The 13,153-nt window shown below is 67.2% G+C and carries 15 protein-coding genes; 4 read left to right on the forward strand and 11 right to left on the reverse strand.

What is annotated here, in order from left to right:
• Positions 1-6: 6 nt before the first annotated feature.
• Both ACZYVJ_RS25135 and ACZYVJ_RS25140 read right to left on the reverse strand, forming a co-directional pair.
• Positions 7-1,026 (reverse strand): sensor domain-containing protein, encoded by a 1,020-nt coding sequence (locus tag ACZYVJ_RS25135; protein ID WP_463833922.1) that lies wholly within the window; start codon positions 1,024-1,026, stop codon positions 7-9.
• A 70-nt stretch (positions 1,027-1,096) separates the two neighbouring features.
• Positions 1,097-2,134, reverse strand: coding sequence for a hypothetical protein (locus ACZYVJ_RS25140; RefSeq protein ID WP_463834049.1), 1,038 nt, complete (start codon positions 2,132-2,134; stop codon positions 1,097-1,099).
• A gap of 183 nt (positions 2,135-2,317) precedes the next feature.
• On the opposite strand from ACZYVJ_RS25140, the gene ACZYVJ_RS25145 reads away from it, so the two are divergent.
• Together ACZYVJ_RS25145 and ACZYVJ_RS25150 are read left to right on the forward strand one after the other, a co-directional pair.
• Entirely contained in the window at positions 2,318-2,878 is a 561-nt protein-coding gene (locus tag ACZYVJ_RS25145) for a hemerythrin domain-containing protein (RefSeq protein WP_463833924.1), read from the forward strand.
• 71 nt (positions 2,879-2,949) lie between these two features.
• Complete coding sequence (locus ACZYVJ_RS25150; protein ID WP_463833926.1) at positions 2,950-3,618, forward strand: UdgX family uracil-DNA binding protein; 669 nt, start codon at positions 2,950-2,952, stop codon at positions 3,616-3,618.
• 19 nt (positions 3,619-3,637) lie between these two features.
• Here the strand turns inward: ACZYVJ_RS25150 and ACZYVJ_RS25155 are convergent, their stop codons facing one another.
• From ACZYVJ_RS25155 to ACZYVJ_RS25170, 4 genes are all read right to left on the reverse strand, one after another.
• Complete coding sequence (locus ACZYVJ_RS25155) at positions 3,638-5,431, reverse strand: thiamine pyrophosphate-requiring protein (protein ID WP_463833927.1); 1,794 nt, start codon at positions 5,429-5,431, stop codon at positions 3,638-3,640.
• A gap of 263 nt (positions 5,432-5,694) precedes the next feature.
• Complete coding sequence (locus tag ACZYVJ_RS25160) at positions 5,695-6,750, reverse strand: DNA topoisomerase IB (protein ID WP_463833928.1); 1,056 nt, start codon at positions 6,748-6,750, stop codon at positions 5,695-5,697.
• Positions 6,751-6,881: 131 nt separating this feature from the next.
• Positions 6,882-7,280 (reverse strand): heme-binding protein, encoded by a 399-nt coding sequence (locus tag ACZYVJ_RS25165; RefSeq protein ID WP_463833929.1) that lies wholly within the window; start codon positions 7,278-7,280, stop codon positions 6,882-6,884.
• 229 nt (positions 7,281-7,509) lie between these two features.
• A complete protein-coding gene (locus tag ACZYVJ_RS25170; RefSeq protein WP_463833930.1) occupies positions 7,510-8,316 on the reverse strand; it encodes an SDR family oxidoreductase in 807 nt (268 codons plus the stop codon).
• Between the two features lie 240 nt (positions 8,317-8,556).
• On the opposite strand from ACZYVJ_RS25170, the gene mbp1 reads away from it, so the two are divergent.
• Both mbp1 and ACZYVJ_RS25180 read left to right on the forward strand, forming a co-directional pair.
• On the forward strand, positions 8,557-8,793 hold the full coding sequence (gene mbp1 / locus ACZYVJ_RS25175) for a microaggregate-binding protein 1 (protein ID WP_463833931.1): 237 nt from the start codon (positions 8,557-8,559) through the stop codon (positions 8,791-8,793).
• 168 nt (positions 8,794-8,961) lie between these two features.
• Positions 8,962-9,246, forward strand: a complete 285-nt coding sequence (locus ACZYVJ_RS25180; protein WP_463833933.1) for a DUF3349 domain-containing protein — start codon at positions 8,962-8,964, stop codon at positions 9,244-9,246.
• 7 nt (positions 9,247-9,253) lie between these two features.
• On the opposite strand, the gene ACZYVJ_RS25185 is transcribed toward ACZYVJ_RS25180, so the two are convergent.
• The 5 genes from ACZYVJ_RS25185 to ACZYVJ_RS25205 are packed head-to-tail and all read right to left on the reverse strand — an operon-like array spanning position 9,254 to position 13,122.
• Positions 9,254-10,018, reverse strand: coding sequence for an endonuclease/exonuclease/phosphatase family protein (locus ACZYVJ_RS25185; protein ID WP_463833934.1), 765 nt, complete (start codon positions 10,016-10,018; stop codon positions 9,254-9,256).
• Between the two features lie 56 nt (positions 10,019-10,074).
• Positions 10,075-10,701, reverse strand: a complete 627-nt coding sequence (locus tag ACZYVJ_RS25190; protein ID WP_463833935.1) for an SAM-dependent methyltransferase — start codon at positions 10,699-10,701, stop codon at positions 10,075-10,077.
• Positions 10,698-11,471 (reverse strand): PIG-L deacetylase family protein, encoded by a 774-nt coding sequence (locus ACZYVJ_RS25195; RefSeq protein ID WP_463833936.1) that lies wholly within the window; start codon positions 11,469-11,471, stop codon positions 10,698-10,700. The genes ACZYVJ_RS25190 and ACZYVJ_RS25195 overlap by 4 nt, the downstream gene beginning before the upstream one ends.
• Positions 11,468-12,421: an acyl-CoA dehydrogenase family protein gene (locus ACZYVJ_RS25200; RefSeq protein WP_463833938.1), complete on the reverse strand. Its 954-nt coding sequence runs from the start codon at positions 12,419-12,421 to the stop codon at positions 11,468-11,470. The genes ACZYVJ_RS25195 and ACZYVJ_RS25200 overlap by 4 nt, the downstream gene beginning before the upstream one ends.
• On the reverse strand, positions 12,418-13,122 hold the full coding sequence (locus tag ACZYVJ_RS25205) for a glycosyltransferase family 2 protein (protein WP_463833940.1): 705 nt from the start codon (positions 13,120-13,122) through the stop codon (positions 12,418-12,420). The genes ACZYVJ_RS25200 and ACZYVJ_RS25205 overlap by 4 nt, the downstream gene beginning before the upstream one ends.
• Between the last annotated feature and the right edge of the window lie 31 nt (positions 13,123-13,153).

The raw sequence follows: 13,153 nt of genomic DNA on the forward strand, positions 1-13,153 counted from the left end.
GGTCGCTCAGCCGGGGATCTTGCCGAGGATGTAGTTGGCGATGCTGACGGCGGCCGCGCGGGGCGGCGCGCTGTCCGTGGTGCCGCTGGCGGACACGTTCAGGTCGATGACGACGTTCGCCTTCGCCGCGATCGCCCGCGCCGAACGCACCTGGATGCCCTTCGGCGTCAGGTCCAGGGTGGTGATGCCGTTGCCTGCGTCGGCGGGTGCGCTCACCGACATCGGGATCGGCTGCCCGCCGGGAGCGGACACGGTGACGGTCGAGCCGCCGCATTTGTGCCACCCCGACAGCAGGGTGCCCAGCTGCGCCTGGGCAGCGCCAGGATCGCGGAACGCCGCCACGCCCTGGATGACCTGCATCGACTTCATCATGCTGCGCGTGTCGGTGAATTCACCGGCGTGATACCCGGCCAACGCCCCGGGTGTGTAGGCGTCCGGGCTGCCGGCGGCGATGCTTTCCCAGCACTCCGGGCGGTCGATGCTGCCGTCATCCGGGGAGCGGCCGGGGCTGTTCCAGGTCGGGCCTGCGTCGAGGTTCGCGTCGGCGGTGATGTTGCGCAGCGCGTCGAGCCCGGGCAGCAGGGTGGCGATGGTCTCCGGCGGCACCGTGGGCGGCGGCGGCCCGGCGGCCGTGCTGGAGCCGGGGGACGCCCGGTGCGACGAGGTCGAACCGGACAGCGTGGCCCAGCCGGCCAGGGCGACGACCGCCAACAAGATGAAGATGTACGACAGCGTCACGCCCACCAGCGCACGGTCCCGGCCGAGTTCGCCGCTGCGGCGGATCTGCGCCAGCCCGAGGTGCCCCAGAATCGCTCCCACGGGCGCGAACACGAACGCGAAAACCAGCGACAGCGTCGCCATGGTGTTGACCGGCGCGCGGTAGGGCGCGGGTGCGGGCGGCGGCGTGAACGGCGGCGGCCGCATGGCGGGCGGCGGCGCGGGCGGGTCCAAGTCGGGCGGCGGGACGCGGCCGAGCGGGTCGTAACTCAGCGGGTTTTGCCAATACGGGTCCTGCGGGTTGGTCACCCAGCGCCTCCTTACCGGCCGAACCTGCCCGAAATGTAGCCGACGAGGGCCATCGCCTAAACCGGGGCTGTCACAGCCGGGGCTTGGCGATGCCGACCACGTACGGCGCGTGCGCGAGGGTCAGGTAGACCCGATGTGGTCCCACGGCCATGCCCGAGAGTTCGGCCGCCTGGGCGGCCGGCGGCAGCCCCGACCGGTAGTCGATGCTGCGGAGCATGGGGATTCGCCCGTCCGGAAAACCGGTGAAGCTCGCCGTTTCCAGCGTCACCAGCTCGTGGTCGGTGGCGGCATAGATCCTGGTGTCGTCGGTGCCCAGTTCGCGGATCGGCGACGGCAACCGCGTGCTGGCCAGCTCCTCCAATCCCTGTCCGCCACGGCGGGAGTCGATAGCATGCAGCGTGCTGTCGTCGTGGCCGGCGACATAGCTGCGCGTCACCGCGGTGCCGTCACCGGCCGAGACCGCAACGTCGAAGTCCAGCGAGCCGCGTTGCGCCGCCGGCGACGACGTCCCCTGGAAGTGGCGGATGCCCGAGGATCCGAACAGGTGGTAGTCGAGCTCGCGGCCGCGGTTCGCGCCGTCGATGGTGTCGGCGCTCGTGCCGGTGACCGCGGTGGGCAGCTTGCGGTAGCCGTACTGGTCCACCGGTGTCACCGCCGTTCCATCCGACGACAGCGCCAGCAGCATCCGTAATCCCGCGTCCTCGGAAAGGTAGGCCGGTGCCGGTCCGGCGTCGAAATCGTTGACCTGGCGCAGGCTTTCCAGGTCGACGACGGCCACCCTGCCGCGGTCGGGCTGCGGCACGAAGACGTCGCCCTCGTCTTCCCGGCTGATCTGCAGATTGCGTCCGGACGCCATCGGCGCGGAGAACCGCGTCTTGGCTTCGCCGCCGCGATCGTCCGCGGTGACCTCGGCCAGCCGATGATCGTCGGTGAGTGCGACCAGGGAGTGCATGCGGTAGGACCACACCGGCTCGTGCAAAGCGCCACCTGCCCGCCAGAATTCGACGTCGGGAGCGGATTCCAAGGACGCACCGGGGCGCGAACAGCCCGTCGTCAGCGCCGCCGCCGTGACCGCTCCGACGACTCCGTAGCGCAGCAGCGCCCGCATGCGCTGGCCCGCGCGGGAATTCATTCCGGCGCCCATCGACCGCGTGCTCCTCTCGCCGTTTGTCCAGGACATACCCCCTGCGGGCACGGCCACACGCCGTTTGACGGTCGGAATCGTCGGGTAGCCGTTTCACCGAGCGCGCACAGGCCTGCGCGCCGGACCAAAGCAGATGGGAGGGACACTGTGGCACCGACCGCCATCAAGTCGCCCACCGATGTGGTCGACTTCCTCGTCGGTCAGCACAAGCAGATCAAGGCGATGTTCGCCGAGACCCTGGCGGCGTCCGGAAAGGCCCGTGAACAGGCTTTCGTCGAGCTCCGGAAGCTGCTCGCCGTGCACGAGACCGCGGAGGAAGAGATCGTTCACCCCCGCGCCAAACGCAAGATCTCCGACGGCGGCACCGTGGTGGACCAGCGGCTGCACGAGGAGCACGAGGCCAAGGCCGTTCTGAAGAAGCTGGAAAAGCTCGACGTCGACAGCGAGGAGTTCACTCGCGAGTTGACGAAGCTGCGCGATGCCGTCATCGAACACGCCGAGCACGAGGAGCACGACGAATTCGCCAAGCTGGGTGAGGAATTGAGCGGCGAAGAGCTCGAACGCATGGGTCGCGCCGCTAAGCTCGCCGAGGCGATTGCTCCCACCCGCCCGCACGCCGGAGTGGAATCCCAGGTGGCCAACCTGGCCGTCGGGCCGTTCCCCGCGATGCTCGACCGGGCCCGCGACGCCATCATCGGCAAGGGCTGACACCACCGCCCAACGGCGTGGGTCCCCCCGCTCGGTGTGGGAGCGGGGGTACCCACGCCCTCCGTCTCACCATGACCGCGACGTCGAAAGCACCAGGCGCCGCCCGCTACCTCCCAGAGCAGCGCGGCCTCGACGCGCTGCGCGATGCGGCCGAAACTTGCCACGGCTGTTCGCTTTTCGAGGACGCCACCCAAACGGTTTTCGGCAACGGGCATCCCGGGGCGCCGATCATGCTGGTGGGCGAGCAACCCGGCGACCAGGAGGACCGCGCCGGCGAGCCGTTCGTGGGTCCGGCCGGCCGACTGCTCGCCCGCGCCCTCGAGGACGCCGGCATCGACCCGGCGATGGTCTATGAGACCAACGCCGTCAAGCACTTCAAATTCACTCGCAAGGGCGGCAAGCGACGCATCCACCAAAAGCCCGGGCGCACCGAAGTGGTCGCCTGCCGACCATGGCTGATCGCCGAGATCGAGGCGGTGCGGCCGCGGGTCATCGTGTGCCTGGGCGCTACCGCCGCACAGTCGTTGCTGGGTAACGCTTTTCGGGTGACCGCTCAGCGCGGCCAACTACTGCAGCTGCCCGCTTCCGCCGACGTACATCTCGCGCCCGAGCCGATAGTCGTGGCGACGGTGCATCCATCGTCGGTGTTGCGTGACCGCAGCGACCAACATGACGAGGTCTACAAATCGTTCGTCGACGACCTGCGTAGCGCGGGTTCAGGACTCACCAAGCGCAGGTGAGTCCTGAACCCGCCGCGGGTCAACTCTTCTTGTGCGGCAAGAACTCCTGGGCCTTGGTCTTCAGACCGACCTTGACGAAGCCCACCCGATCCTCGTCACCGGAGAGCACCGCCGTGGTTGCCGACTTGAACTGCTCCCAGGTCGCGTGCGGCGGGATGGGCGGCATGTCTGGGTCGGTGTAGACGTCCAATACCGTGGGACGATCAGCTGACAGCGCCTGGCGCCATGCGTCCGACAATTCCTCCGGATCCTTGATGGCCATGGCGTTCAGGCCCAGGCTGGCCGCGAACGCGGCGAAGTCGATGTCCGGAAGGTTCTGGGACTCCGCGAATTTCGGCGCACCTGCCATGGCCCGCATTTCCCAGGTCACCTGGTTGAGGTCGTTGTTGTGCAGGATCGCGATGATCAGGCGGGGATCTTGCCATTCGTTCCAGTACCGCTTGATCGTGATCAGTTCGGCCATGCCGTTCATCTGCATGGCGCCGTCACCGCTGAACACGATGACGGGTCGGTCCGGATGGCCGAATTTGGCGCCGATGCCGTACGGGACCCCGGGACCCATTGTCGCCAGCGTGCCCGACAGCGAACCCCGCATGTTGCCGCGGAAGCGCAGGTTGCGCGCATACCAGTTGGCCGATGAGCCGGAATCGGCTGCGACGATGGCGTTGTCGGGCAGCTGTGGCGACAGCTCGGAGAACAACCGCAGCGGATTGACCGGGTCGGCGTTGACCATCGCTTCCTTCTCCATGGTCTCCCACCAGCGCGCCACGGTCTTCTCGATGCCCTCGCGCCACGAGCGGTCCTCCTTGCGGCGCAGGTGCGGGATCAGCGCCCGCAGTGCGGTCTTCGCGTCTGCGACCAGGTTGACTTCGTACGGGTAGCGCATGCCGATCATTCCGCCGTCGACGTCGATCTGCACCGCGCGGGCTTGCCCGAATTCGGGCAGGAACTGGGTGTACGGGAAGCTGGACCCGACGGTCAGCAGCGTGTCGCAGTCACGCATCATCTCATAGCTCGGCCGGGTCCCCAGCAGCCCGATCGAACCGGTGACCCAGGGCAATTCGTCCGACAGCACGTCCTTGCCCAGCAGCGCCTTCGCCGCGCCGGCGCCCAGCAGATCGGCGACCTCGGCCAGCTCCTGGTGGGCGCCACGGGCGCCGGTGCCCGCCAGGATGGCAACCTTTTTGCCGGCGTTGAGCACGTCGGCCGCTCGGGCGATGGCGGTGTCGTCCGGCGCGATGTTCGGGTACTCGATGCCGAGGCTGGAGGGCACCATTTTGAACGCGTGCTCGGGCGGCGAGTACGGCAGCTCCTGGACGTCGCTGGGAATGATCAACGCCGTCGGGGCCCGCTGGGTCATCGCTATCCGGATGGCACGGTCCAGCACGTTAGGCAATTGTTCGGGGACGGTGACCATTTGGACATAGTCGCCGGCGACGTCCTTGAACAGGTTCAGCAGGTCGACCTCCTGCTGGTAGCTTCCGCCCATGGCGCTGCGGTTGGTCTGGCCGACGATCGCTACCACCGGGACGTGGTCGAGCTTGGCGTCATATAGGCCGTTGAGCAGGTGGATCGCGCCCGGGCCCGACGTAGCCGCGCAGACGCCGACCCGGCCGGTGAATTTTGCGTAGCCCACCGCCTCGAATGCGCTCATCTCCTCGTGGCGCGACTGGATGAACTTTGGCTTGTTGTCCGCGCGACCCCAAGCCGCGAGCAGCCCGTTGATGCCGTCGCCGGGATATCCGAATACGTGTTCAACGCCCCACGCCCGCAGGCGCTCCAGCAGATAGTCGGAAACCTCTTTTTTGGACATGTTTTCCCTCCTCGGCAGACGGATCTATAGCGCTGACGGGTGGGCGTGTGTGGCTAATTTTTGAACCACCTGCATGGCACTGTCGCGGACTCGCGGGCCGACCGATCGCGGCCCCCTCTGACAGGCGTGACTAATGCAGGCTGCCACCGCATGGGCGGCTTGGGCACTTCCCACAGCAGGCGGATTACCCGCAATCGTCTGCAGTATTCGCCGAAACCAAGGCGGCCAGCCGACTCTCAGCGAGTTTTCAGCTGGTGAATTGTTCAGGCCGACTTGGGCAGCGCAGACGATCCACCGGCGCTGTGGCCTTTGGCCACGCGCCGGATCAGCATGCGGGTCGCCTTATCCAGGATCTCCTGGGCCACATCGGGTTTACGTGCGCGTTCGGCGCGGCGCACCGCCGCGGCAATGGTCAGCCCCTGCTCGTACCCGGTGACGACGCGGGGGTCCACATAGGAGCCGCGCGCCACCGCCGGGGTGTTGCCCAACTCTTCGGCCACTTCTTTCATCACCGCGGATTCGACGCGCTTGGCAACCCGGCGCGAGACGGCCGGGTCGGCGTCGGCGAACGCCGCGGCGGCGAGAACGGTCCCGTGCCAGGTCCGCAGGTCTTTGACGGTGTACTCGTCGCCGACCAGTTCCTTGAACCGGTTGTTGAGATCATCGGCGCGCACATCGAGCCACCCGGATGCATTGCGGCACACCAAAAGTCGATCGCTTCGGTCGGGCCGGCGCATCAGCGCACGCACCGCCCGGACCACTTCGGGATCCTCGATTTCCACCGTGCGCCGGACCCCGCTCTTGGCCGGAAAATCGAATTCGACCGCGCTGCGCCGGACCACCACGTGCTCGCACAGCAGGGTTGACAGACCGTAGGACTCGTTTTCCTCGGCGTACTGTTCGCCGCCGGCACGAAAGTAGCCGCGATCGAGCAGCCGCAGCGCGAGCGCCAACACCCGCTTGCGGGTCAAGCCCTTGCGCGTCAGGTCTTTGGCGATCTCGGCGCGCCACGCCGGCAGGCGCGTGGACAGTTCCAGCACGCGGTCGAACTTCTCCTCGGCGCGCTCCTGCTGCCAGGCGGAGTGGTACAGGTACTGTCGGCGGCCGGCGGCGTCAATGCCCACGGCCTGAATGTGTCCGTTGGGATACGGCGAGATCCACACCTTCTTCCAGGCCGGCGGGATCACGAGATCCTTGATGCGTTGCAGGGTCTCCGGATCGGAGAGCGTCTTGCCGTCCGGCCGGTAATACGCGAAGCCTTTACCGCGGCGCTTGCGCGCGATACCCGGCTTGCTCAGCACGCTTCGACGCAGCCGCATTGATTGCCCTCCAGATCTGGTAGCTGTTTGCACAATTACCCGTCGGAGAAGTCGTTCACACGGTGCAAAAGCACACTCCGAAGTGGAGACGACCCGCCACAGCGTTGTGACGGGTCGTCTCGGACCGGAACTCAGCCGGCCATGAACTCCTGATAGGCCGACTCCAGATAAGGCGGCAGGGCTGAAACATTGCACTGCCGTTCGGTGTCGCCGATCGGTGCCAGAATGCCGCGCAGATCGTTGTACTCCTGCGGGTGGCCGGTGAAATAGCCGCGCAGGCTCGATTCAGCCTCTGGCCGCGGCTGCCCGTAGGCGGCCGTCACCACCTGGTTTGCGCCGGGGTGCGCCGCCAGATACTGCTGGGCGGAGCCTTGGACAGAGGAGACGGTGTTGTTCACCCCTGCTGGGCTGCAGTCGGGTGCTGCGGCCGCCGATGGCGCACCGACGATGCCGATGGCCATTCCGCCGAGCAAACAGCCGGCACTGATCCGGGCCACTTTCCGGCGCGCGACAATACTGCTGATTTTCATGATGTTTGTTGTCCTTCGAACGAAATGATTTTCTCTCGCCAGAGGCTCCCGATCCTCGAAATCCAAAGTAGCGGAAGCCAACAGTGGCGCCGTTGGCTCACGATGAACTCTGGGGCCGCTAGCCGTGCCTCACGGGGTCTTTTGCTAAGCGAACGATCAAAGGATCGAATCGTTTTTAAGAAAGTGGACCGGTTCCTAAGGAATCGTCCTCGGGATCGTGACGGAATTGTTATCCGGGGCCCGGGCCGGAGCCGTCGCAGTCGGCGGCGTGGTGGCCATCGGTGCTGGGCGGAGCCATCGTCTGCAGCCACGTGTCGACGTCGGGGCCGACGACCACCGCGTGCGCGGACGCCAGCAGCGCTCCGGCGCCCAGCGCGGCCACCGCGGGTTCGACGGTTCGCACATATCGGCTATCGCCTTGCTGGGCAAGCAGTTTCGATGTCAGGTCGGGCAACCGGATGGCATCCGGACCGGTGATGGTGCGCGGCGAGTGCGTCTGGCCCAGGGCCGCCTCCACCAACACGTCGGCGACGGTGTCGGCGGCGATGGGCTGAATCAGCCAGTCTTCGACGATCACCTCGTCGGCGCTACATGTCACCGCGTCGTGGTTGGTCGCGAATTCGTACCACTGCGTCGACTTGACGATCGTCGCCGGTACGGGACCGTCGAGCAGGATGTCCTTGGCTTCCCGCTTGGCCTCGTAATAGGCGAAGCCGTCGAATACGGGGTCTTCGATCCCCGCCATCGTCGACACCACCAGGCGCTGCACTTCTTGCCGGGCGCACGCGGCCATGATGTTGCGCGAAGCGGTGGCGAGCGTCTGGGTGATGTCGGACCGCCCATCGGGCGGCACCGGATTGGAGACGTCGATGGCGACGTCGACGCCCTTGAGCGCCTGCGAAAGGTCCCGCCCGTTGAACAGGTCGACGCCGTGCTCGCGCGAGATCTCGACGATCGCGACGTCGCGCGATTTCAGCCTGGCGACAACGCGGGATCCGGCTGTTCCGGTTGCCCCAATGACGGCGATGGTGGTCAAGTGGTTTCTCCCCCCTTCCTGCGCCGCCTAGGCACTACCCAGTAAAGCCTCGTTCAAACTGGTTGATTGGCTGGCTAAAACATGAGCTGGGGCGACAATCGCCGCGGACGTGATCACGCGCACATCGATCACCTCTGTCCAGGCGCAACGCCGGACGGGCGTTTGACGGGCCGTGCGGCGGGAACGCCCTAGGTGCCATCGAGCGCAAGCTCAGTAACCACCGAGAGGGAGGTCAAACCCATGGGGGATGACAAGAGCGGGCCGGAAGAAGCGGTCAAGGGCGCCGTCGAAGGCGTGAAGGGGAAGGCCAAAGAGGTCGGCGGGGCTGTGCTCGGCCGCGACGACATGACCAGGGAGGGCCAGGCTCAGCAGGACAAAGCCGACGCCCAACGCGACGCGGGCAAGAAGGAAGCCGAAGCGGAGTCGGCGCGGGCCGGCGCTGACGCGGCCGAAGAGCGCCAGAAGAAGAACCAGTAGGTCGCCCGCAAAGGGGCCCGGTCCGATTGTCGGGCCGGGCCCTTTTCGCGCGTAGGGTGATCCGGCGGCGTTGAACCGACGATCGATGGTTGCGAGCCGCTTTAGCGGGTAATCCCGGCTTGAGCCGCGTCCCGGCGCGTGGCGCGCGGTGGAAGAGCGAGGTGGAAGATGGGCCTGCGAAATCGGCTATTCAGCGCGGTCGCATTTTTGCGCGCGGGCTACCCCACGCCTGTTCCCCACGTCGGATACGCACCGCTGCTGGCTCTGTCGCCGCGGCGAGTGTCCGACGACGAAATCGTCGCCATCGCCAGACGGCTCCTCTCGCCTAGCCGCCACGCCATCGACGACATCGACGCTGGTGTGCAGATCATCGCGGCCACCGACGAAATGCCTTGCGCCGACGACATCGAGCGTGTCATGGTCGCGGTGCACGCGGCCCGGCACCGCGGCTGAGCCCCCCTCAGACCCGCTGCAGCTCCACCAGCAGTGGACGGTGGTCGGAAATGGTCATGAGATCGCATTCCACCGGGCCGCCGCGCAGTCGGTGATCGTCGGTCAGGATGTGGTCGAGCTGGCGGTTGGGCTGGTCCGCGGGGAACGTCTTCGCGGCGGCCAGCGCCCGCAGCCCCGACCATCGGCGCACGGTCTTCAAGGTCATGTTCAGGTCCCCGGTCAACAGCCGCGGTCCCGGAAAGCCGTGCAGGTCGTGAATCAGCCGGCGCAGCTGGCGCCGATTCCAGCCGGGGACAAAGGACAGGTGCGTATTGGCCACCGTGAGCCCGCCCAACGGCGTACGCAGTTGCGCGATGACCGCCGCCCGCGGCTCCTCGTCGACGACCATGACCCGGTTGGGTCCCGGCAGGTACATCGGAAAGCGCATCGGGATGCGGGGTAGCCGCACCACCTGCCAACTGTCCACCGGGTATCGCGACAGCAGCGCGATTCCGTACGCGGCGGTGCCGGGCTGCTCGCGGCCGGTCGCGGCCATCCAGGTTGCCCCCGGTGTGCCCGAAATCGCCGCCACGAACCGATGTTCCACCGCGCCCATCGCTTCGGCCGCCGCGGCGGTCAGGTCCGCGTGTTCGGAGCGGGGCTGATCGCAGTCGACCTCTTGCAGGCTGAGCACGTCCGGGTCAAGACGTTTCACACAGTCACGGAGCCGCTGGACGACCACGCCGTCACCGACGGTGCGCCCATGCAAGATGTTGAACGTCGCGACACGCATAGGTTCTCACCTACCCACTTTCCGCCTCGTGCAGTCAGCGCGGCAGGCCGTCGGAATCAGCGCGCGCCGGGCACTCCCTCCCGAGCGGCCACCGACCGGCCGTCGCCGGTGTCGAAGACGTCGATCACGACATCGCTGTCGCGGTAGCGTCCCATCGCGGTCAGTCCCGGGGTTTGGGCGATTACCTCGTGGGCCGCGTCGCCCGTGAGCGGGTAGTCGACCACCGGGTGGCGCCAGTGCGCGGCAACGATATTGGCGCCGGACGCCATTCTCGGGCACTCGCGACGCAACACCTCGGCCAGGGTCTCGGCCTCCAGATAGTAGGCGACCTCGCTGAGCACCAGCAGGTCGAACGGCCCGGGCGGCCACGCAGCGTCTAGCGACGAGCGGATCAGCGTCACCCGATTGCGGCAGCGGGCCTCACGCAGCCGGATATCCGCAGTGCGCAACGCCGCCTCGGCGACATCCACCGCGGTCAGGTGGCCACAGCGCTGCGCCAGCCGCGCGGTGAGTGTCCCGATCGAGCAGCCCGGCTCGAATCCGTGTCGGTAGCGGCGTCGTGGTAGCAGCCCAAGCGTGATCGCGTATTTGCGTTGTTCGTACCACCGGGTCGACAGCTGCCACGGATCTTCCGTGCCGATATACATCTGGTCGAAGTAGGAGTCCGGCAGCCGTGCGGTCACCGAAATACGACCTCGCCCACCGCGAGCAGTCGGGGAAGCACGAAGCCCGGCAAAATGGGCGCTGACTGGCTTCCATTGGGCTCGAACTGACTTCGATAGAAGTGCGCGGCGCGACGCTTGCGTTCTGTCGGCCAGCCGGCCGCGGGAATCGAGTACGCCTGGTCCCACGGCACTGCCGGGTCCGCCGGAACTGCCCAGTGCCACATCCATACCGGGTATTCGAGCAACGCAGCGCCGGTGCGCGCACACGCAGCCGCGGCCGCCCGTCCCACGGCTTCGTGATCGGGATGGCCGTCGCCTCGCCACGTCGCCGCGCACCAGGTCCCTGGCCCCGCGGCCTCGAGGATCTCGGTCAGCTGATCGGTGAGCCGGTCTTCGTGATCCGTCAGCTCGCCGTCCGGCAGACCCAGGCATATCGGGGAAGGAGTACCTAAAATATAAGTGGCCCTGCGTAATTCGTACCTACGAGTGGTTTCCATGCGAAGCCGGTCCGAAGCCGACGCGCCGGGGTGCGCGGCTCCGCCGTCGCTGACCGAGACGACCTGAACGGTAGCTCCTGTCGCGGTCAGCTGTGCGATCGTCGCACCCAGGCCCAGCGTTTCGTCATCGGGGTGCGGGGCCACCACGGTCAGCTGTCGGCACTCCGCCAGATCCAGGGCCGGCAAGGGCTTATCCGCAAAAGCGGCCAACCACAACGGAGCCGGTGTGCCGCCGTGGGTCAGCGGCTTGACCGCAAATCGTGCGCAGTTGCCTGCCGGCAGAGTCTTCATGGTGCCCTCATCGCCTGCTGGCCCGACAGCCGTCCGAGCTCGGCCAAATCCCGCTCGGCGTGACTTTGCCGGATGTAGATGCTCAGATCGGCGACCCGTTGCGCGTGCCGGCCGTCCTGGCACAGCGGACCGGGGCCCAACGCGCGTCCGGTGCGGGTGATGGCTTCGTCGACGGCGTGTTCCACTACCGTGCGGACGCGGCGGGCCAGCAGTTGCGCCCTGCCGGACTTGTCGAACGGGTCCTCGTCGACCTGACTCGCGGCCATAGCCAGAATCGCGTCGCTGGCGGCCAGCGCGGCGTCCACGGCGCCGAGGTGTGCCAGCGAGTAAGCATCGGCCGATTGGCTTGCGGCGCAACGGTATAACGGATCGGCGACCCTGCGGGCACCGCCGAGCCAGCAGGCAGCCACGCCGATGGCCCCGTGCCAGAACCCGGGCCGGGTCAGATAGGCGTCAGGGTCACCCACCGCGACGGCTTGAGCGTTGGTGAACTGGACCGGCCTGGTATCGCTGCCCGCCATCCCGGCGTTCCACCATGTGCTGGGCAGTGCCTTGACGGTTGGATCGGTCGCGGCGACCGCGAACAGCCCGCGCGTTCCGTCGTCGAACCGCGCCGTCACCAGTGCGTGGGTGCAGAACCCCGCACCCGAGCACCACACCTTGGTGCCGTTCAGGGTGAACGCACCGTCGGTATTGGTGGCGGTCAGCACTGCATCCGGCGCCTCCGCGGCCCACACACCCCACAGCTGTCCCGGTTCGGGCGGCTTGCCGCCCAACTCGTGAAGTATCGCGACGGCATCGACGTGGGCCTCCGCGATCCTGGCCGCCACGATGTTGTCCTCGGCCAACTGCGCCAGCCGCTGCCAGCGTTCGCCTGTCCGACCCGAGGCGGGTAGCGGCAACTCGAGTCGACCGGACTCCAGCCAATGCTCAACCAGCCCCGCTGTCACACGCAATCACCCGCCACCGTTCTCCCGATTTGCCTGAGGTGATGGGCGAATCCCAAAGGGGCCCGAGCCTGGGTTCGCGCCGATGTGATCACCGATAGTTCGGTGTCTCGATGTATGCGGTAGCCGGCGGCTTCGAACCGCTCGACCAAGTCGACATCCTCGCCCGTCGGCAAGCTGCGGAAGCCGCCGACGCGCCAATATGCCCGGGCGCTGAAGCCCATGTTGGCACCATGAATGTGGTCGTGATCGCCGTCGTAGCACCGCATGTAGCGGTCGACGACGACGGCATCGTGGTGCCGCCAGTCGGTGACGCGCACGACGCCCAAGACCATATCTGCACCAACGCCGAGTTGATGGACCAACCAGTCCGGGTCCACGCGACTGTCGGCGTCGGTGGTGGCAAACCAGGTGCGGGCGTCGTCGCCCAACAGTGAGCGCGCGTAACCAAAACCGACAGCGCGGGCCGTGCCGACGTTGTGCACGTCCACGCTGATGAAATGCACGTCGGGACCGTACTGGCCGGCGAGCTCATCAGAGCCGTCGTCGCAGTCATCCAAGACCACCACGATCGTGACCGGAATCGGCGCGCACAGAGCGCCGGTCAGCACCGCGCGCAGGCAGGCCGGCAGCTTCGCGCGCTCGTTGTGGGCGGGGATCACGACGGCTGCAGCGTCATACGCGCATGGCACGGCGGTTGACATAACCAGAAGATTTCCCAATCAGCCACAAGTT

This window comes from Mycobacterium sp. IDUB_3 (assembly GCF_055419585.1).

What these genes read in the sequence shown, in the direction of transcription:
- ACZYVJ_RS25140 (WP_463834049.1), bottom strand. Translation starts at nt 2,134, where the DNA reads ATGCGGGCGCTGCTGCGCTACGGAGTCGTCGGAGCGGTCACGGCGGCG.
- ACZYVJ_RS25150 (WP_463833926.1), top strand. Translation starts at nt 2,950, where the DNA reads ATGACCGCGACGTCGAAAGCACCAGGCGCCGCCCGCTACCTCCCAGAG.
- ACZYVJ_RS25155 (WP_463833927.1), bottom strand. Translation starts at nt 5,431, where the DNA reads ATGTCCAAAAAAGAGGTTTCCGACTATCTGCTGGAGCGCCTGCGGGCG.
- ACZYVJ_RS25160 (WP_463833928.1), bottom strand. Translation starts at nt 6,750, where the DNA reads ATGCGGCTGCGTCGAAGCGTGCTGAGCAAGCCGGGTATCGCGCGCAAG.
- ACZYVJ_RS25165 (WP_463833929.1), bottom strand. Translation starts at nt 7,280, where the DNA reads ATGAAAATCAGCAGTATTGTCGCGCGCCGGAAAGTGGCCCGGATCAGT.
- mbp1 (WP_463833931.1), top strand. Translation starts at nt 8,557, where the DNA reads ATGGGGGATGACAAGAGCGGGCCGGAAGAAGCGGTCAAGGGCGCCGTC.
- ACZYVJ_RS25180 (WP_463833933.1), top strand. Translation starts at nt 8,962, where the DNA reads ATGGGCCTGCGAAATCGGCTATTCAGCGCGGTCGCATTTTTGCGCGCG.
- ACZYVJ_RS25185 (WP_463833934.1), bottom strand. Translation starts at nt 10,018, where the DNA reads ATGCGTGTCGCGACGTTCAACATCTTGCATGGGCGCACCGTCGGTGAC.
- ACZYVJ_RS25195 (WP_463833936.1), bottom strand. Translation starts at nt 11,471, where the DNA reads ATGAAGACTCTGCCGGCAGGCAACTGCGCACGATTTGCGGTCAAGCCG.
- ACZYVJ_RS25205 (WP_463833940.1), bottom strand. Translation starts at nt 13,122, where the DNA reads ATGTCAACCGCCGTGCCATGCGCGTATGACGCTGCAGCCGTCGTGATC.